Origin of the sequence: Burkholderia sp. AU45274, from assembly GCF_030482505.1 — a bacterium.
Taxonomy (GTDB): Bacteria; Pseudomonadota; Gammaproteobacteria; order Burkholderiales; family Burkholderiaceae; genus Burkholderia.
The window spans coordinates 68,495-87,025 of the sequence record NZ_JAUJQE010000008.1; the positions used below are offsets into that span (position 1 = coordinate 68,495).

General features: G+C 66.4%; 15 protein-coding genes. 3 read left to right on the forward strand and 12 right to left on the reverse strand.

Annotated elements, in window-relative coordinates:
• Positions 1-43 precede the first annotated feature (43 nt).
• The 6 genes from QZM35_RS26225 to QZM35_RS26250 all read right to left on the reverse strand — a co-directional run bounded on the left by QZM35_RS26225 (position 44) and on the right by QZM35_RS26250 (position 8,058).
• A complete protein-coding gene (locus QZM35_RS26225; RefSeq protein WP_301777095.1) occupies positions 44-994 on the reverse strand; it encodes an alpha/beta hydrolase in 951 nt (316 codons plus the stop codon).
• A 32-nt stretch (positions 995-1,026) separates the two neighbouring features.
• Entirely contained in the window at positions 1,027-2,517 is a 1,491-nt protein-coding gene (locus tag QZM35_RS26230) for an NAD(P)/FAD-dependent oxidoreductase (protein ID WP_301777096.1), read from the reverse strand.
• Between the two features lie 339 nt (positions 2,518-2,856).
• The gene (locus QZM35_RS26235; protein WP_301777097.1) at positions 2,857-3,840 is read right to left on the reverse strand and encodes an alpha/beta hydrolase; all 984 of its coding nucleotides are present in this window, start codon (positions 3,838-3,840) and stop codon (positions 2,857-2,859) included.
• A gap of 12 nt (positions 3,841-3,852) precedes the next feature.
• Positions 3,853-5,316 carry an NAD(P)/FAD-dependent oxidoreductase gene (locus QZM35_RS26240; RefSeq protein ID WP_301777098.1) on the reverse strand — a complete coding sequence of 488 codons (1,464 nt, stop codon included), beginning with the start codon at positions 5,314-5,316 and terminating at the stop codon, positions 3,853-3,855.
• A 52-nt stretch (positions 5,317-5,368) separates the two neighbouring features.
• Positions 5,369-6,535, reverse strand: coding sequence for an iron-containing alcohol dehydrogenase (locus QZM35_RS26245; protein ID WP_174971172.1), 1,167 nt, complete (start codon positions 6,533-6,535; stop codon positions 5,369-5,371).
• 29 nt (positions 6,536-6,564) lie between these two features.
• On the reverse strand, positions 6,565-8,058 hold the full coding sequence (locus tag QZM35_RS26250; protein WP_301777204.1) for an NAD-dependent succinate-semialdehyde dehydrogenase: 1,494 nt from the start codon (positions 8,056-8,058) through the stop codon (positions 6,565-6,567).
• 1,103 nt (positions 8,059-9,161) lie between these two features.
• On the opposite strand from QZM35_RS26250, the gene QZM35_RS26255 reads away from it, so the two are divergent.
• Genes QZM35_RS26255 through QZM35_RS26265 form a run of 3 tightly spaced genes read left to right on the forward strand, consistent with a single transcriptional unit; the run spans position 9,162 to position 12,500 of the window.
• Complete coding sequence (locus QZM35_RS26255; RefSeq protein ID WP_301777099.1) at positions 9,162-10,568, forward strand: zinc ribbon domain-containing protein; 1,407 nt, start codon at positions 9,162-9,164, stop codon at positions 10,566-10,568.
• Positions 10,569-10,587: 19 nt separating this feature from the next.
• Positions 10,588-11,271: a hypothetical protein gene (locus QZM35_RS26260; protein WP_241025969.1), complete on the forward strand. Its 684-nt coding sequence runs from the start codon at positions 10,588-10,590 to the stop codon at positions 11,269-11,271.
• A gap of 29 nt (positions 11,272-11,300) precedes the next feature.
• Positions 11,301-12,500, forward strand: coding sequence for a hypothetical protein (locus tag QZM35_RS26265; protein ID WP_174971176.1), 1,200 nt, complete (start codon positions 11,301-11,303; stop codon positions 12,498-12,500).
• A 326-nt stretch (positions 12,501-12,826) separates the two neighbouring features.
• Here the strand turns inward: QZM35_RS26265 and hutC are convergent, their stop codons facing one another.
• From hutC to QZM35_RS26295, 6 genes are all read right to left on the reverse strand, one after another.
• Entirely contained in the window at positions 12,827-13,582 is a 756-nt protein-coding gene (gene hutC, locus QZM35_RS26270; RefSeq protein ID WP_089429422.1) for a histidine utilization repressor, read from the reverse strand.
• 56 nt (positions 13,583-13,638) lie between these two features.
• Positions 13,639-15,132: a histidine ammonia-lyase gene (gene hutH / locus QZM35_RS26275; RefSeq protein WP_301777100.1), complete on the reverse strand. Its 1,494-nt coding sequence runs from the start codon at positions 15,130-15,132 to the stop codon at positions 13,639-13,641.
• Positions 15,133-15,139: 7 nt separating this feature from the next.
• On the reverse strand, positions 15,140-15,931 hold the full coding sequence (locus QZM35_RS26280) for an ABC transporter ATP-binding protein (RefSeq protein ID WP_301777101.1): 792 nt from the start codon (positions 15,929-15,931) through the stop codon (positions 15,140-15,142).
• Between the two features lie 27 nt (positions 15,932-15,958).
• Entirely contained in the window at positions 15,959-16,705 is a 747-nt protein-coding gene (locus QZM35_RS26285; protein WP_089429420.1) for an ABC transporter permease, read from the reverse strand.
• A gap of 10 nt (positions 16,706-16,715) precedes the next feature.
• Positions 16,716-17,438, reverse strand: a complete 723-nt coding sequence (locus tag QZM35_RS26290) for an ABC transporter permease (protein WP_039353368.1) — start codon at positions 17,436-17,438, stop codon at positions 16,716-16,718.
• 92 nt (positions 17,439-17,530) lie between these two features.
• Complete coding sequence (locus QZM35_RS26295) at positions 17,531-18,391, reverse strand: transporter substrate-binding domain-containing protein (RefSeq protein ID WP_039353370.1); 861 nt, start codon at positions 18,389-18,391, stop codon at positions 17,531-17,533.
• Between the last annotated feature and the right edge of the window lie 140 nt (positions 18,392-18,531).

Sequence of the window (18,531 nt, forward strand, 5' to 3'; positions counted from 1 at the left end):
ACGAAATGACGAAAAGCGAAATCAGGTCGCTTCCGCCAACGTTTCAATGGTGCCGCGCGGCGCCGAGTAACTTTCGAAAGCTCGCGATGCCCTTCTCGATCCACGCCTGGGCGCCCGGGGAAATCGCTCCCATGTCGAAGAACCCGTGAATCATGCCGTCGCACCGGATCGTGTCGACCTTGACGCCGCTCGCATGGAGCAAGCGGCCATAGGCCTCGCCCTCGTCGCGCAGCGGATCGAATTCGGCGGTCAGGATGACGGTGGGCGGCAACCCGGCAAGGTCCTTCGCACGGATCGGCGCCAGTCGCGGATCCTCCCGGTTGGTCCCGTCGGGCACGTAATGCCGCTCGAACCAGGCGATCGTCTCGAGGTCGAGAAAGTAGCCTGCGCCGTTTTCCTTGAAGGAAGGAAAGCCGGCGCGATCCTGCGCGACCGCGGGGTAGATCAGGAGCTGGGCGGACAGCGCAATGCCGTCGGCGTGCAGTTGCTGCGTCACGACCGCGGCAAGGTTGCCGCCGGCGCTGTCTCCGGCCACTGCCACGACGTCGCTGCCACCCAGCTCGCTCGCGTTCGCGATCACCCATTGGGTCGCGGCAATCGCATCGTCCGCCGCGGCCGGATACGGATGCTCGGGCGCCAGCCGGTAATCCACCGAGACGACGACCGCGTTGGCGCCACGCGCCAGCTCCCGGCAAATGTTGTCGTGGGTATCCAGGTCGCCGATGACGAACCCGCCGCCATGGAGATAGACGACCGTCGGCAGATTGCGCTCGTGGGTTGGACGATACAGCCGCGCCCGCAGCGATCCGGTCGCGCCGGGAACGGTCAGGTCTTCCACGCCTTGAATGTCGACCACGGCCTCCGGTGCGCGAACGGCGCGCGCCAGATGCTGCATCAATCCGCGAGCCTCTTCCGGGCTGGACTGCGGTAGCGGTTTCGCGCCGGACCCGGCAAGGGATTCGAGAAAACCAGCGAGGTGCAAATCGAGTGCCATAACATCACCTTTATTCGAACGTTGCGCGGAGATCAGCGATACACGAGGACTTCGGCATCCGGGCTCAATTCCGGAATGGTCTGGCGCTCCTCCTCGTACTCGAAGTGGTGCTGCCACGGCATGCGATCGCCACGCAAGTGCATCTGGTGTTGCGAGCGCATCACGTACCCGGCATTGAAGTTGTTCGGGTCGGTCCACGGCAGCCGCTGCATGTCGGCGTCTTCGGCGCGCAGGCACGGCTCCACCGTCTTCGCCCCCACCTTCTCCATATGCGCGAGGACGCGGCAGGTGAATTCGCAGACGAGATCGGCGCGCAGCGTCCAGCTCGACCGGTAGTAGCCGTAGATGAACGCCATGTTCGGGATACCCTCGATCATCATTCCCCGATACGAGACCCGCTTGGTCATGTCGACCGGTTCTCCGTCGAGGTGGAACGCGATCTGGCCGAACGCGCTCATGTCGAAGCCCGTCGCCGTCACGACGATGTCCGCCTGCAGGTGTTCGCCCGACGCCAGCACGATGCCGCTTTCGTCGAACGACTCGATGGTGTCCGTCACGACGGACGCCTTGCCGTCCCGGATGGCCGTGAAGAGGTCGCCCTCCGGCACCGCCGCCACGCGCTGCTGCCACGGGCGATAGCTGGGATTGAAGTGCTTGTCGACGTCGAACCCTTCCGGCAGCTGTTGCCGGGTCTCGTTGATCAGCCAGTCGCGAACGGCGTCCGGGTTCGCCGCGGACAGGTTGATCAGGTCGAACGTCTGCTTCAGGTGCGCACGCCGCAGAATCTCGGAGCGCCACTCCTCGGGCAGGCTCAGTTCGCGAAGCGTCGCGTCCAGCTGGTGGGTCCAGGGAACCGCCGTGAAGAACGTCGGCGACCGTTGCAGCATCGTCACATGCGCCGCGGTGCCGGCCATCGCCGGAATCAGCGTCGCGGCGGTCGCGCCCGAGCCGATCACGACCACCCGCTTGCCGGAATAGTCGAGGTCTTCCGGCCAGTGCTGCGGATGCACGACCGTTCCCTTGTAGCGGTCGAACCCGTTCCACTTCGGCGTAAAGCCCTTGCGATGGTCGTAGTACCCCGCCCCCAGCCACAGGAAGTCCGTGGTGATCGAGAAGTGTTCGCCCGTATCCTTGCGCGACACCTCGACCGTCCAGCGCTTCTGCTCGCTCGACCAGCTCACCGTTTGAACACGATGCCCGTAGTGGATCTTCGAGCCGAGGTCGTATTCCTTGATGACATCGCCCAGATAGCTGTGGATCTCCTCCGCCGTGGCGATCGAGCGGCCCTGCCACGGGCGGAATCCGAATGCGTACGTGTACAGGTCGCTGTCGGAACGCGCGCCGGGGTAGCGATGGGTCCACCACGTCCCGCCAAATCCATCCATGGCTTCCAGGATCGCGAACGAGCGGTCCGGCAAGTTCATGCGAAGATGACAAGCGGCATCGAGCCCCGAGATCCCCGCCCCGATGATTAGTACCTCTACGTGCTCAGGCAAACCCGAATCTGCTTGATTCTTAGTCATGAGATCCCTCCGATGACCCGTTATTGAAAATATCCGTAACGCCGCACGACTAGATCAATAGACTTGGTCATGTGACTACGAAAGAAAAAGACGCTCGCACGCGCATGCCGGCGACAACGCTTCAAACCCGCACGCGACAACCCGCCCTGCACCCGGCCGGACATGCACGCGGGTCATCGAGGTGTGCCTCCCGGTTTGACCGGTCACCCCGAACATGATCAATTGACCAAGTTCCACGGTTCCCAGTCTATGCAGTCGAGGGACAATTTGAATCAGGAGTTTCCATTACCCGACCGGTCGCGACGGTGGAATGCGCCGGCCCGCGCGGCGATCGACGCGTCAAACCTCGAAGCCGTCGGTTTCGGCAAGCCGCCGGACAAAGGAAGCAGCGCGATCCAGCAGGTATCTCGCTGCCGGGATCGTGCGGGCCGCGGTGATGATGCCGTGATGATGCCCGGGTAGATGGAGATGCTCGACCGTGCTCCCCGCGCGGGCCGCGCATGACGCGTAGGCAATGCCTTCGTCACACAGCGGATCCAGCCCCACCGTGGCAATGAACATCGGCGGCTGCCGCCGGCCCTCCCCATGCAGCAGCGGGGACAGGCGTGGAAGATCGAATGGCATGCCGGCCGGCACATAGTGTTCCCGGAACCAGCGCATCGACTCGGCGACCAGCGGAAATCCGCCTTGAATGCGCTGGTAGGACGGAAGTGACGCCGTCAGGTCCGTCACGGGATAGAACAGGACCTGCCCGATGATCGCGGGTCCCGCCGCCGATGCCGCATTGGCGATGAGGGTCGCCATATTGCCGCCGGCGCTGTCGCCCGCCAGGATCACCCGGGACGCATCGATGGCGAGCGCAGAAGCGTTGGCCGCCAGGTAGTCCAATGCCCGCTCGCAATCGTCGAGCGGAACCGGCCATCGGTGCTCCGGCGCCAGCCGGTACTCCACCGACGCGACAGCACACCCGCCGTGCCGCGCGAGATGACGGCAGATGCCGTCATGCGTATCCACGCTGCCGATCACCCACCCGCCGCCGTGAATGAAGACGACCAGCGGTTTGTCCTCGACGCGCTCGCCGCCGGGCGGACGATAGAGCCGTACCCGAATGCTGCCGTCCGCGACGGGAACGTCGATATCGTCGTGGGCAACCGCTTCGTCGGCGGCGAGGCCGTTCAATTCGCAGGCCCGCACGAAGTTCACGCGCGACTGGTCGACGGAAAAGCTGCCGTAGTGTCGCCCGCCCAGTTCGCGGAACGCCCGAACGGCGTCCCGCGCATCGTCAGCCACCTCGGTCAGCGGCAACCAGTGCACCGATGTCATGGGCATCCCCGCTCAGATCGCCGCGAACGCGCTTTGATCCCATTGCGTCACGGCGCGGTACTCGTCCACCGTACCCGGCCAGTTGTTGATCACCTTGCCTTGCGCGTTCTTGTACCAGCTCGAGCAGCCCGCCGAAAACGCCGAGCCGGCCATCGCCGATTGCAGCTTGTCGTTGTATGCGTCGAACACGGCCCGATCGACGTCGACCGCCTTCACGCCGGCCGAAGCCATACCGCCGATCGCGTCGATGATGTAGTTCTGCTGGATCTCGAGCATCGATACGATGGAGTTGTGGTTCAGGTTCGTATTCGGCCCATACAACATGAACATGTTCGGAAAGCCCGGCACGGTCATGCCGAGATACGCTTCCGGGCCGTCTTCCCACGCCTGGGCCAACGTGCGGTCCGTGCCGCGCACCTGCAGGCTGCCCTGGAAAGCCTGACTCTCGAATCCGGTTCCGAACACGACCACGTCGAACGGAAGCAGACGGCCGTCCCGCGTCACGATGCCCTCGTCGACGAACGATTCCACCCCCGCCGTCTCCAGCGCGACGTTGTCGCGCATGAGCGCCGGGTAGTAGTCGTCCGATCGCAGAATCCGTTTGCACGCATATTCATAGTCCGGCGTCAGCTTCTCGCGCAGTACCGGGTCGGGCACCTGGCGATGAAGGTGCGCCAACGCGAGACTCTTGCCTTCCTGCTGCGCGTTGGACCCCATCCGGGTCCGCTCGAACCCGGACTCGCGGAAAGCGTGCAGCGATTTCCGGCTTTCTTCGAACAGATGGGGCTCGCGTTCGTAGGCATCGAGCTGCTCCGCCGAGAAGACGATCTGGTTGCGCGGCATGATCCAGTTCGCGCTTCGCTGGAATACCGTCAGGTGATCGACCTTCGGCGCGATGAGCGGCACATACTGCACGGCGCTGGCGGCGTTGCCGATGCTTGCCACCCGCTTGCCGCTCAGGTCCACGTCGTGCCGCCACTCGGCGGAGTGGAAATACTCGCCGTTGAAATCCGCCAGGCCGCGAACCGCGGGGATCATCGGCCGGTTCAGTTGCCCCCATGCCGGCACGAAGAATCGTGCGGTCATCCGGGAGCCGTCACTCAGTGCGAACCGCCAGAGGCTTGCCTCTGCGTCCCATTCTGCACTGCGAATCTCGAGGTTGAATCGCAGGTGTTCCGCGAGGTCGAACCGCGTGGCAAGCGATTTCAGATAGTGCAGCAGCTCGTTCCGGCCGGCATACATCGCGCTCACGCGCAAATGCGGATGGAAGCTGTAGCAGTACAGGTGCGATTCGGTATCGCATGCCGCGCCGGGATACGAATTGTCCAGCCACACACCACCGAGATCGGGACGCTTCTCCAGCACGACGAAGTCGTCGATGCCCGCGATTTTCATGCGAGCGGCCATGCCGAGGCCTCCGAAGCCTGCACCCAGGATAACGATCTCGTGGTGCTCAATCCTTTCTACATTGTTCACGGTGCATTCTCTCTATTTACGTTACGGCGACTGCGGATTGGCCGGCGTCGGTTCAGTAGGCCTGTTCGTACAGGCGCAATGCGTCCGACTCCGTGACGACGACCGGATTGTTCAACAGCAAGCGCTGCTGCTTCATCGCATCGGCCGCGAGGGTCGGCAGGCTCGATTGCGTGACACCCACGTCGCGCAGGCGTCGCGGCGCGCCGGAGCGGTCCATCAGGTCTTCCAGGAACGCGATGAACGCCGCCGTGCGCGCCGTGGCGTCGCCCGTTCCACCCGCGCCGACGACGTCCGCCAGTTCCGCATAGTGCGCAGCCGCCGCATCGGCGTTGAAACGCAGCACGGGTGCCAGCATCAACGCGTTGGACAAGCCGTGCGGGATATGGAAATGGCCCCCCAACGGATACGCCAGTGCATGGACCGCGGCCACCGGGGCATTGGCGAAGGCTTGCCCCGCCAGCGTGGCGCCCAGCAGCATGGCCTCGCGGGCGCGCCGGTCCGCGCCGTTTTCGCAAGCCGGGATCAGGTTGCTCACCAGCAATCGCAGCGCCTCACGCGCGAGCGCGTCGGAGAGGGCATTCTTCTTGTGCTTGCTGGTGTAGGCCTCGATGGCGTGAACCATCGCGTCGATGCCCGTCGCTGCGGTATGGCTGCGTGGCAGGCCGACCGTCAGCTCGGCGTCCAGGATCACCTTGTCGGCATACAGCTGACGTGCAACGATGCCCATCTTGGTTGTTTCGTTAACCGAAACGATGGAAATGTTGGTGACTTCCGACCCGGTACCCGCCGTCGTCGGGATCTGCACCAACGGCAGGCGCGCGCCCTGAACGTTGCCGATTCCGTACATTTCCGCGATGGATTGCCGCGACACGGTGAGCACGGCGGCCAGTTTTGCGATGTCCATCGACGAGCCGCCGCCCAGGCCAATCACGACGTCCGCCTCGGCACTGCGTGCAAACTCGACGCAGCGCAACACCACGTTCTCCGGCGGGTCGGCCACGACCTCGTCAAACACCGCTACGCGGAATCCCTCGGCCGCCAGCGACGCTTTCGCCGGTTCCAGCACACCGGCCTTGTGCAGCCCTGCATCGGTCACGATCAGGACATGGCGACGCTCCGTCCATGCCGCCATCACCTGACCCAGGCGGCGCGCACAACCCCATTCCTGGAGAATGGACGGAACAGTTTCGAAGAGCATCGACTGCGGGAGCATTTCCATTGACGTTTCCTTGATGCGGACGTTGGCCGTTAGACCTGGGTGCACAGGTACTTGATTTCCAGGTATTCCTCGATGCCGTAACGGGAACCCTCGCGGCCCAGGCCCGACTGCTTGACCCCGCCGAACGGCGCGACCTCGTTGGAAATCACACCGGTATTCAGGCCGACCATGCCGTACTCGAGTGCCTCGCCCACACGCCAGATGCGGCCGTGGTCGCGTGTATAGAGATAGGCGGCGAGCCCGTACTCGGTGTCGTTGGCCATCGCGATCGCTTCCGCTTCATCCTCGAAGCGGAACACCGGGCCGACGGGCCCGAAGAGCTCCTCGCGCGCGACGCGCATGGCCGGCGTTGCATCGGCAATGACGGTCGGCTCGAAAAACGTGCCGCCAAGCGGATGGCTTTTCCCGCCCGTGACGATTCGTGCGCCCTTGCTCACGGCATCGTCGATCAGCTGATTCAGGTGGTCGCAGGCGGACTGCTGGATCAGCGGCCCCTGCTGCACCCCCGGTTCGACGCCGTTTCCTACCTTGAGCGCCTGGACTCGCCGGGTGAGCGCGTCGACGAAGCGGTCATGAATGCCGGCCTGGACGAGAAAGCGATTGGCGCATACACAGGTCTGGCCGCTATTCCGGTACTTCGACGCCATCGCACCTTCAACCGCGGCGTCGAGATCCGCGTCGTCGAACACGATGAAAGGTGCGTTGCCGCCGAGTTCGAGAGAGAGTCGCTTGATCGTCGTGGACGACTGGCTCATGAGCACGCGGCCGACTTCGGTCGAGCCGGTGAACGAAAGCTTGCGCACGACCGGGCTGGCCGTGAGCACCGCGCCGATCTCGCGCGACGGGCCGCACACCACTTGAAGGACACCGGCCGGAATGCCCGCGCGCTCGGCCAGGACGGCAAGCGCAAGCGCCGTGAGCGGCGTCAGGTCCGCGGGGCGCACGATGATGGAGCAGCCTGCGGCCAGTGCCGGCGCGACCTTGCGCGTGATCATCGCGGCAGGAAAATTCCACGGCGTGATCGCGGCACACACGCCGATCGGCTGACGAATGACGACGATGCGCTTGTCGCCTTGCGGGTGCGGAATGACGTCGCCGTAGACTCGCTTCGCTTCTTCGGCGAACCACTCCACGAAAGAAGCCGCATACATGATTTCGCCGCGGGCTTCCGCCAGCGGCTTGCCCTGCTCCGACGTCATGATCAGTGCGAGATCGTCGGCATTCGCCACGATCAGGTCGTACCAGGCGCGCAGGAGCTTCGCGCGCTCGTGGCTGGTCCGCTTCTGCCAGGCTTGTTGGGCAAGCGCCGACGCGGCAATGGCTTGCTCGACCTCCGCGGCGCCGAGGCTGGCCACGCGGGCCAGGATGTCACCCGTGGCCGGATTCGTGACGGGAAACGAGCGGCCGTCCGTGCCCTCCGCCCATCCCGACGCAAGCCACGCACGCGTCTCCAGCAGCGCGCCATCTCGCAGTTGGGCGCGTAGCGCCGAAGGGTCAATCGCTTGGTTCGTCCTGCTGTGCATTTCGTTCACTAGCACCGTCTCCAGAAATTCTTGTTTTTCCATCCGGGCGCTTTCGCGCCGACACGCAAAAACGCTCAGGCATCCCTGCGCGAACGCCTGCTCCATCACCCGGGATTTCGCCTGACTTCCGGTATTGGGGGGGCCGATGGCTCCGCCACATGGAAGTCTTCGCGCCGAGGAAGTCCACGATCGAGCGGTGACTTCCAATTGGGGATGAAACAGGCATGTAGATCAATTGACATGGTCATTTGACCATAAAGCATTTTCGGCGGCAACTCAGTAGTTCCACGGGCTGTCGGCGGCTCGTCGGAAGACTGCCGCGCAAGGTTGTGACAGCCGGACAAGCGGATCGCCCGGGAACTGTGGCGCCGAGGCGAACCCGGCGGATGCGCTCGGCGACGTTCCGCGCGAAGGCGATGCCGCATGCTTTGAAAGCTGGCGGACATTTATCCGGCCCGGGCAGCAGTTCGACGGACCGCTGAGTCAGTTCATGGAAGGGAACGCCGCAGTTGCCGTGCAAGCGCCGAAACGATGGTTCAAGAAATGGCGGCGTGTGGCATGGCGTCTGCCGCGATCGGGTGACAGGGTGGGCTGGTGAGACCGATGTGTGCCAAGGCAAGCAGCGGCACGGTGATAAATACACACAGTGCCGGTGATGGCGCGCACGGTGCGTCCGCTCAGGTTCGCACGTGAAAACGCGCTCCGTCACGCGCCTTCCGGATGGCAAAACCTCGTAATTTCAGTGTAATATCCGCTGCAGAAGACCATTTGTATTATCAATCGAAATAATGAAAACAGTCAGCCGGATTCAATCCGGCGACTGATACGGGGAAAGCTTGAACTCGCCATTCAATACCGGGGCATCCGGATCCGTTGGGCCGTCCGTGCCAGTTCACGTCGGCCGGATCTCTTCTTCTCTACGCCGGCACTTCCCGCGCGGCCGACCCCATTTCGACTGATATCCCGCGCTGAACGGCCCGCGCCGCGTCGCTCGCCTTCGTAGCACGCGGCCGGTACGCCGCCATCCCGCGATTCGGACACACGTGCGCATGCCCGCGCGGCGCCGTCACGTCGATCGATCAAAAGAAGAGGATTACTGAATTATGACTGCGTGTACACACTGCGGAACCGATCTGCCCGGCGGTCTCAAGTTCTGCAAGCAATGCGGAACCCCGGTTGCGGCCATCCGGACCGAAGCGGCCAGCGCACCGTGCCGGAACTGCCACGCCGCGCTGATGCCGAACCAGCGTTTCTGCAACAAGTGCGGGACACCCGTCGCATCGGTCAATGACGCCGGTGCGATCGAGATGGAGGTGGAGGTGCCCGGGCCGCCGGCCGAGCCCGCACTGCAATCCGCACACGTGGCCGTGGAATCCGCTCGCGAATCTGCATCCGGCACCGTCGACGCGCAAGATACGCAAGCGGACATCAGCGGCGAATCGATGGCGGCGAACACTGCAGGGAACGACCTCTCGCGCGTCGCGAATACCGCCGATCCGGTATCGGGTCGTGCGAACGCACCGCTGCCATCGCACGACGCCGCGACCACTGCCACGCCCATCGCAGCGGCAGACCAGCGGGGCGATACGGTCGCTTCGTCGCAAGCCTCGCCTGTCGTCACGGATGCGCAATCCGCGCCTGCGGGCGTATCGGCGCATACCGCAGCGGCACTCGCCGACGGCGAAACAGACGGGGTCGATGCGGCTGCCAAGCCTCACGACGTACCGGATGACGATGTAACGTCGGCGTCGGCCGAACCCATGCGTCCGCATTCCGGTGTGGTGCCCCCGCCGATACCGCAGACCCCGACGACGAACGACGCTACGTCGGCAAGACTCAAGATCGTCGCAGCCGGCGTCGCGGTCGCCATCGCCTGCGCGGGTGGCGCGTTCTGGTGGCACGGCCGCCAGGCGAGCGCACCTGCAACGCCCGAACCGGTCGCCGCATCCACGGTTCCTGCGTTCACGGCCAACGCCGCATCGGACATCGCGGGACCCGGTTCCGCCACCACCGGCGCGGCTGTTGTGACGACACCGCCCGACGCACCGGCGTCCGCGCCGACCGATACGGCCGCCGCAGCCATGACCGCGCCCGCGTCGGGCCCGGCCGTCGTCACGAATGTCACGTCGGCTCCGGTGCCCGCGACGCCGCCGGCGTCGAACGCGCCGCCCGCAGCCGCGAACGCGCAGCCGCCGTCGCCCTTCGCGAAACTGCAGGACGACACGCTCACCCCAACCGCCCCCGCCACCGTTGCAGAGGCACCGCGCAACAAGCCGCACCCGACACCGCCGGCCCGCCCGTCCACGGCGGCCAACCCTGCCGCGCCCGCCGTCGACGGCCTGCTGAAACGCGCGCAGGGCGACCTGTCGCGCGGCCAGTACGACAAGGCGATCGCGACAGCGGAAAGCGTCCTGGCGATCGAGCCGGGCAACCGTCCGGCGAAGACGTTGATCGCCAAGGCGAAGGCGCGGCAGATGGATGCACTGCGCAACAACAGCACACTTGAATGAAGCGCCGGAGAAAACCGACATGACAATCCAGAAAACCCTCGCCGCGGCCTGCGCGGTCACCTTGCTCGCCAGCGGCTGCGCCACCCAGAACGGCACCGGCGGGATCTCGTCCGAATCGGTGCTGCGCTGCACCGCGCTCGGCGCCGGCGGCGCGCTGGTCGGTGCGCTGATCGGCGGCACCAAGGGCGCGATCGGCGGCGCGGTGGCCGGGCTTGCCGCGTGCGCCGTGATCGAAGTGGCGACGCGGCAGACGAAGACGGCGGCCGAAGTCGATCGCGATTACCGCGCGAACAACCGCAACAACCTGCCGCCGTACGCGAAGATCGACGCCTACACCACGGTTGTCACGCCGCGCTCCGCGGTCAAGACCGGCGAGCCGATCAAGCTGGCCTCGCAGATTCGCGCGGTATCCGGCACGAACGAGCCTGTCCAGGAAGTCAAGGAAGTCGTAACCGTCTACGCGCCGTCGGGCGAGCAGTTCAAGCGCGGCGAGAAGATCGTCAACGCGACGCCGGGCAGCGGCGAATTCGACAACAGCTTCACGCTGAAACTGCCGTCGGGTGCGCCGCAAGGCACGTACACGCTGAAAAGCCAGGTCTACCTGAACGGCAAGCCCGGCTCGACCCGGCAATCCAGCATCCAGCTCGCGCAGGTCGACGGCGTCACCGTCGTCGCGCTGCTCGACGCCCCCGCCGCACACTGACCGGCCCGCCCCTGCAAGGAGATTCAACGATGTCAACGCTCGATCAAGCCCCGGTGTCGGGAAAGTTCGGCCTGCTGCGTGCCGCCGAGGCCGTCACGAACTGGCGCGCACTCGCGATGTGCGCGTTCGCGCTCGTCGCCAGCATGCTGATGGCCATGCTCACGATCCAGGTACTCGGCCACAGCCCCGTGCTCGGCCTGCTGTTCGTCATCGCGACGCTCGCGATCTCGCTGATCGGCTATTCCGCGGTCGGCATCGTGCTGATGCGCGATGCACAGGGTGAATCGGTCGGATTCGTCGACGCGCTGCTGCAGGCCACGTTCAGCGTCCACCGCCTCGTCGGCATCGGCGTACTGCTGGTGGTCGGCTGGATCCTGCTGCTGCTCGCGTTGCTGATCGTGTTCCTGGTCTGCAAGCTCCCGGGCGTCGGCCCGCTGCTGTACGCGATCGCGTATCCGGTCGCGGCGATCGCCGCGGGCGCGATCTTCGCCGGCATGGGGTACGTCGGCTATCCGCTCGCCGCGCCCGCCATCTGGCAAGGCAACACGACGCTGCAGACCGCCGCGCGCCTGCTGCAGATCGGCCGCCGCCAGCTGCTCGGCGTGATCGTCCGGATGTTCGGGCTGCTGCTGCTCGTCGGCGTGCTGTCCGCCATCGTGTTCGGCATTCTCGGCACCGGCGCCGCGATCGCATCGTCGATCTCGGCGGCAACCGGCACCAGCCCGCTGGGTGGCCTGATGGGCACGCTCGGCGGCCTGGGCGGCCTCGGCCGGCACGCCAGCGCCTACGGCCTTGGCGCGGAGGCGGCGGGAGGCGGATTCGACTACCGCAGCATGGCCTACCTGGGCGCGTACGGCTTCGGCAACGGCCTGCTGTTCGCGATCGGTCTCGTGATTCCGTTCCTGACGTTCGTCAACGGCACGTGCCTCATCTATCTGCAGACGGTCAGCGGCGTCGATTTCTCCGCAACGGAAGAGAAGCTGAGCCAGCACGTCGCGGACGCGAAACGCCACGCCGAACAGGCACGCGAACGCGCCGCCGATCACCTTGCCAAAGCACGCGACTCGCATGCCGCCAGCACGGCGAGCGCAGCGGAGACGGCTTCGCTGCCGGCGTCGGATCCGAAATCGGCCGCCGCGGACGAGGCCACGGCCTGTGCGCAGTGCCACAAGCCGATGGCCGCCGACGACCTGTTCTGCGGCGAATGCGGCGCGCGCCGTCACGCTTGACGACAGCGTGACCGCGCATCAAAGCGCGGCCCGCGGCCAGGTATCGCCGCGGGTCGCGGGGTTCGGGCAAACAACCGGCACGTATCGGCGGCCGGTTTCCTGAACGCGGTCGATCGGTTCGCGCAACACGCCGCGTCTACCGGCGCGATGACGAAAGCGCGACGCTGCGCGAACATCCCGCGCTCGCGTACCCGGTCAACCGGCCCGCGCAAGCGGCCTGAGCGCCCGCCGCACGTGGCTTGCGCAACGGCAAGCCGGCAGCCTGACCCGACGCTAGCCTTCGCGACCGTGACAGCGACAGCGAACGCCGCAGCGCACGACCCTGCCTACACCCGCCCCGCCAGATGAAACCGTGACGCCGGATGCCACAGCTGCACCGACGTCGCGACCTGCCCGCCGACCCACGTGCGCCGCCGCAGCAGCAGACACGGTTCGCCGATTTCCATCACGAGGTGCCGGCGCACCTGCGCATCGGGCTTCTGCGCGTAGATGCGGAATTCCGCGCGCTGGATCGGCGCGAGCCGCACCATGTAGTGGTTCGGGGTCTCGACCGTGAAATCCTGCTCGAGATAGTCGGGAAACAGCGCCGGATTGACGTAGCGATCCTCGAACTGGATCGGCTCGCCCTCCTCGCAATGCACGATGCGCGAATGAAACACCGGCCCCGTGCGCAGCCCGAGCGCTTCGATCGCTTCGGGATCGTCGCTGCTTTCGATCATCAGCACGCGTGCACTGTGCCGGTGGCCGCGCTCGGCGATCTCGTCCGCGATGTTGCGGATCTCGAGCACCGTCGATTCGTAATGACGGCGCTCGACGAAGGTGCCCGCCCCCTGGATGCGGGTCAGCACGCGCTCGGCGGTCAGCTCGCGCAGCGCACGCGATACCGTCATCCGCGCCACGCCGAACTCCTTGACCAGTTCGGCTTCGGTCGGAATCGCGCCACCGGGCTTCCAGTCCCCGTTCGCGATCCGCTCGACCACGTAGCGCTTGATCTGCTGGTAGGCCGGCAGCGCGCGTGCCGGCACGTCGTCGCCCGGTACGGCCCCCGGCCGGGCCGCCGTATATCGTTCCGCTTCGTTCATGCGCCCTCGATCGAATGAAGATGGGATGACCTGCCGACCGTCGCCCCGCCGCTGCGTCACGCCAGCGACGGCGGTACGCCCGCGACGATGGCGGCCGCGCTCGCGATGTCGTCCGCGAGCGGCCGGTCGTCGTGATATGCCGGCACGCGGTCGCGCACGTAACGCCACAGCGCGTCGGTCGGCGCCGCCCGCAACGCTTCGTTCTCCTGCAAATCGTACGCCTGCGCGGCGGCCAGCAACTCGATCGCGAGCACGCGCGTGGTGTTCTCGATGATGTCGAGCGCCTTCAGCGCGGCCGGCGTCGCATGGCACAGGTGATCTTCCTGCAGGCCCGACGTGATGCCGCCGTCGAGGCTCGCGGGCGCGGCGAGCCGCTGGTTCTGCGCCACCAGCGCGACCGCGGTGTACTGCGCGATCATGAACCCGGAACACGTGCCGCCCGGCGCCGCGAGAAATGCCGGCAGCCCGCTCACGAGCGGATTGACGAGCCGGTCGAGCCGCCGCTCGGCAATCGCCGCGACCTGCGCCATCGCGGCCGCAAGGCTGTCCATCGCGAGCGCGATGCCCGCGCCGACCGCATGCGCCTGCGAATGGACGGCCGGCGCGTCCCGGGTGCCCGCGACGATCGGATTGTCGGTCACGGACGCGAGCTCGCGGTCGACGACTTCCGCCGTGACCGCCAGCACGTCGCGCGCCGCGCCGTGCACGTGCGGAATCGTGCGCAGGCTGAGCGGGTCCTGCGTATGTCGCCCGTTCGCCGCGGCGAGCATCGCGCTGTCGGCGAGCATCGCGCGCAAACGCGCGCCGACGTGCCCGATGCCGGGCGAAATACGCAGCGCCAGCGACGCCGGATCGAACGCGGCGAGCTGGCCGCCGAGATTCTCGAAGCTCGTCGCCGCGATCCAGTCGGCCCAGTCGAGCAGCCGCTCGGCGCGCGCGAGCGCGAGCGCGGCGAGCCCCGTCACGCACGGCGTGCCGTTGACGAGGCTCAGCCCCTCCTTCGCGCCGAGCGCCAGCGGCTCGCGGCCGATGCGGCGCAACGCTTCGTCGCCACGCACGCGTTCGCCGCGATGACGCGCGTGGCCGTGCCCGATACAGACGAGCGCGACGTGCGCCATGTGGGTCAGGTAGCCGACCGACCCGTGCGCCGGCACTTCCGGCAGGCAATCGTGCTCGAGCAGGGCGACCAGCTGGTCGACGATGTCGGCCCGCACGCCGGAATGCCCGTGCGCGTAATTGTTGATCGCGGCCGCGATGATCGCGCGCGTTTCCGCCGCCCCGAGCGGCGCGCCGACGCCGACCGCGTGGCTCATCAGGATGTTGCGCGACAGCGTGCCCTGCTGCGCGGGCGACACGATCACGTCGCATAGCGCACCGACGCCCGTGTTGACGCCATATGCGCGAATGCCGCGCGCGACGATTGCGTCGACGAGTTCGCGCGCCGCGACGACACGCCCGCGCGCGTCGTCGGTCAACGCGAGCGGCGCGCCGGCCGCCACCGCCGCGATCTGCCGCCAGTCGAGCGGCCGGGCCGAACGGAATACGGTCATGGCGGCCTCAGTTCGCGGCACGGTCATGATGGCTCGACACGAACTGGCGGAAGCGTTCGGAGCACTGGCCGCCGAACAGTTCGCCAGGCGTCCCGTCCGCATCGACCTCGCCCTGATGCAGGAACATCACGCGATTCGACACGTGCCGCGCGAAACCCGTCTCGTGCGTGACGACCAGCATCGTGCGCCCTTCCTCCGCGAGCGAGCGCATCACGCGCAGCACCTCGCCGACCAGCTCCGGATCGAGCGCCGACGTCGGCTCGTCGAACAGCATCACCTTCGGATGCATCGCGAGCGCCCGCGCGATCGCGACCCGCTGCTGCTGGCCGCCCGACAGATGGGCCGGGTAGTAGCCGCGCTTGTCCGCGAGGCCGACGCGCGCGAGCAGCGCCTCGGCCTCCTCGACCGCTTCCGCGCGACTGCGCTTCTGCACGCGCAGCGGCCCTTCGACGAGATTGTCGAGCACGGTCATGTGCGACCACAGGTTGAAGTTCTGGAACACCATCCCGAGCTGCGAGCGGATGCGGTCGACCTGGCGCCGGTCGCCCGGATGCAGCTTGCCGTCGCGCGCGCGCTTCATCTTCAGTTCCTCGCCGGCGAGCGCGACCGAGCCGTCGTCGGGCGTTTCGAGCAGGTTCAGGCAGCGCAGGAAGGTGCTCTTGCCCGAGCCGCTCGCACCGAGGATCGAGATGACGTCGCCTTCGTGCGCGTCGAGCGAAATGCCCTTCAGCACGTGGTGATCGCCGAACGACTTGTGGATGTTCCTGACCGACAGGGCGACGGGAGCAGCGGTATTCATCGATTTCTCCTGGAAGGAAGGACGCGGTCAGGATGCGACACGTCGCGCATTGCGTGCGTCGGCCGCGGGTGCGCCGGACGGCTTCGGCGCGCGCAGGTGGCCCGACAGCCGCCATTCGAGCGCGCCGAGCAGGCGGACGATGATGAAGTTCAGGCCCAGGTAGATGAGGGCCGCACACACGAACACCTCGGTCGTCCGGTAGGTTTGCTGGATGATCTGCTGCGCGACGCCCGTCACCTCCCACACGGTCACGAGGCTGGCGAGCGCGGTCGACTTGACCAGCAGCACGGCTTCGGTCGAATACGCGGGCAGGCACTGGCGCAGCGCGATCGGTCCGATCACGCGGCGCAGCAGCGCGAAGCCCGACAGGCCGATCGAATAGCCGGCCTCGATCTGCCCGACCGGCACGGCCATCAGCCCGCCGCGCAGGATCTCGGCCGTGTAGCCGGCCGTACACAGTGCGAGCGACAGCACCGCGCACACGTACGGCTCGCGCAGCAGCGGCCACATGAAGCTCTCGCGGATCACGCCGAACTGGCCGAGCCCGTAGTACACGAGAAACATCTGGATCAGCAGCGGCGAGCCGCGAAACACCAGGATGTAGGCACGCGCGAAGCGGTTCGGCAGCCAGCGCGGCGACACGCGCATCGTGACGATCACGAGCGACAGCAGGCCGCCGAGCACGAGCGACGCGAAGAACAGGCCGAGCGTGGTCGGTACCGCCGCGAGCAGCTGGCGCAGCGTGTCGAACAGGAAGTCGAAATCGAGTGACATGGGCGCTCCGTCAGTTGCGTGCGAAGTTGCGGCGGAACGACCGGCCGACGATCGCTTCCGCCCGGTTGAACACGCGGTTCGACAGCCCCGTCATGACCAGGTAGAGCGCACCGCCCGCGACGAAGAACACGAAATACTGATGGGTCGAATTCGCCGCGATCTGGCTCGTGCGCAGCAGCTCGGCGAGCCCGGTGACCGAGATCAGCGCCGAATCCTTCAGGCTCAGCTGCCACACGTTGCCGATGCCGGGCAACGCGAAGCGCAGGACCTGCGGAATCAGGATGCGCCGCAGCACCATGCTGCGCGGCATGCCGATCGAGCGCGCCGCTTCGAGCTCGCCCTTCGATACCGCGAGCACGGCCGCGCGATACACCTCGGCCTGGTACGCACCGGAAATCATCCCCACCGCGAGCGCGCCGATCACGAACGGCGGCACGCCGATGAAGCCTTCCGCACCGAACCACTGGCCCACGGCCGTGACGAGCGTCGAGCCGCCGAAATAGAACAGGTAGATGACGAGCAGTTCGGGCACGCCGCGAAACACCGTCGTGTACAGGTCGCCGAGCAGGCGGGCGCTGCGATAGCGCGACAGCTTCGCGGCCGCGATGCCCGCGCCGATCACGGCGCCGACCGCGAGCGCGGCAAGCGTCAGCGCGACCGTCATCAGCGCGGCGAGCAGCAGCACACCGCCCCAGCCTTCGGTTCCGAAGCCCAGCATTTCAAGGATCGCCATGCGTGCCTCCCGGCAAGCGTTGATAGGAACGGCAGGATGCGCGCCGCCGCGCTCAGCTCATGCCGCTTGCGCGGCGGCGGCCGGACGTGCGCTTACGGGGTGACGTCGGTCTTGAACCACTTGTCGGCGAGCTTCTTCACGGTGCCGTCCGCGAGCGCGGCGCCGATCGCCGTATCGAACTTCGTCTTCAGGTCGGCATCCTGCTTGCGGAACGCGAGCCCTTCGCCCGGCCCCCAGATCGGTCCGCCGAGCTTCGGCCCCGCGAGCACGATCGATGCGGTGTCCTTCTTCGTGTTGTTCGCCGCGTAGTACGTGACATCGTCGAACGACGCGTCGATGCGGCCGGCGACGAGGTCGAGATCGCGCTCGGGCGAGGTCTTGTACACGCGGATCGACGCGATGTCCTTGAAGCTGTCGTTGATGAACTTCGTGTAGACGGTGCCCGACTGGATGCCGATCGTCTTGCCCTTCAGCTGCTTGCGCAGCGCGTCGACGGTCGATTTGTCGGCATTCGCGTCGCCCGACAGCTTGACGATCGGCGCGCCCGGCGCCGCCTTCGGCAAGATCTTCGTATCGGTGACGGCGAACGTCGCGGGCGTCGCGGCATAAGGACGCGAGAACAGCAGGATCTTCTCGCGCTCCGGCGTGATCGAGATCGCATCCATCAGGACATCGAACTTGCCGGCCTGCAGCCCCGGGATCATCCCGTCCCAGTCCTGCGCGACCATGTTGCACTGCACCTTGATCCGCTCGCACACGTTGGCGAGCAGTTCGGGCTCGAAGCCGCCGAGCTTGCCGCCCGGCAGCGTGAGGTTCCACGGCGCGTAGCCGCCCTCGAGCGCCACCGTCACCGTCTTCCATTCCTTCGCCTGCACCGGTGCGGAAAGCGTGGCCGCTGCCGCTGCGATGATGCCGATCGTCCTGACTGCCCACTTGATGCGCTTGCCGTTCACGAGATTTCTCCTTGTGTTGAAGATCGTCATCCCTTCGGTCATGCAAGCGGCCTCAGGAATTTGTCTATACAAGCATGCAAGAAGAAAAAACGAGCGACAAGCGTTGATCAAAAAAAACCGTGAAAACGCGGGAAATCCCC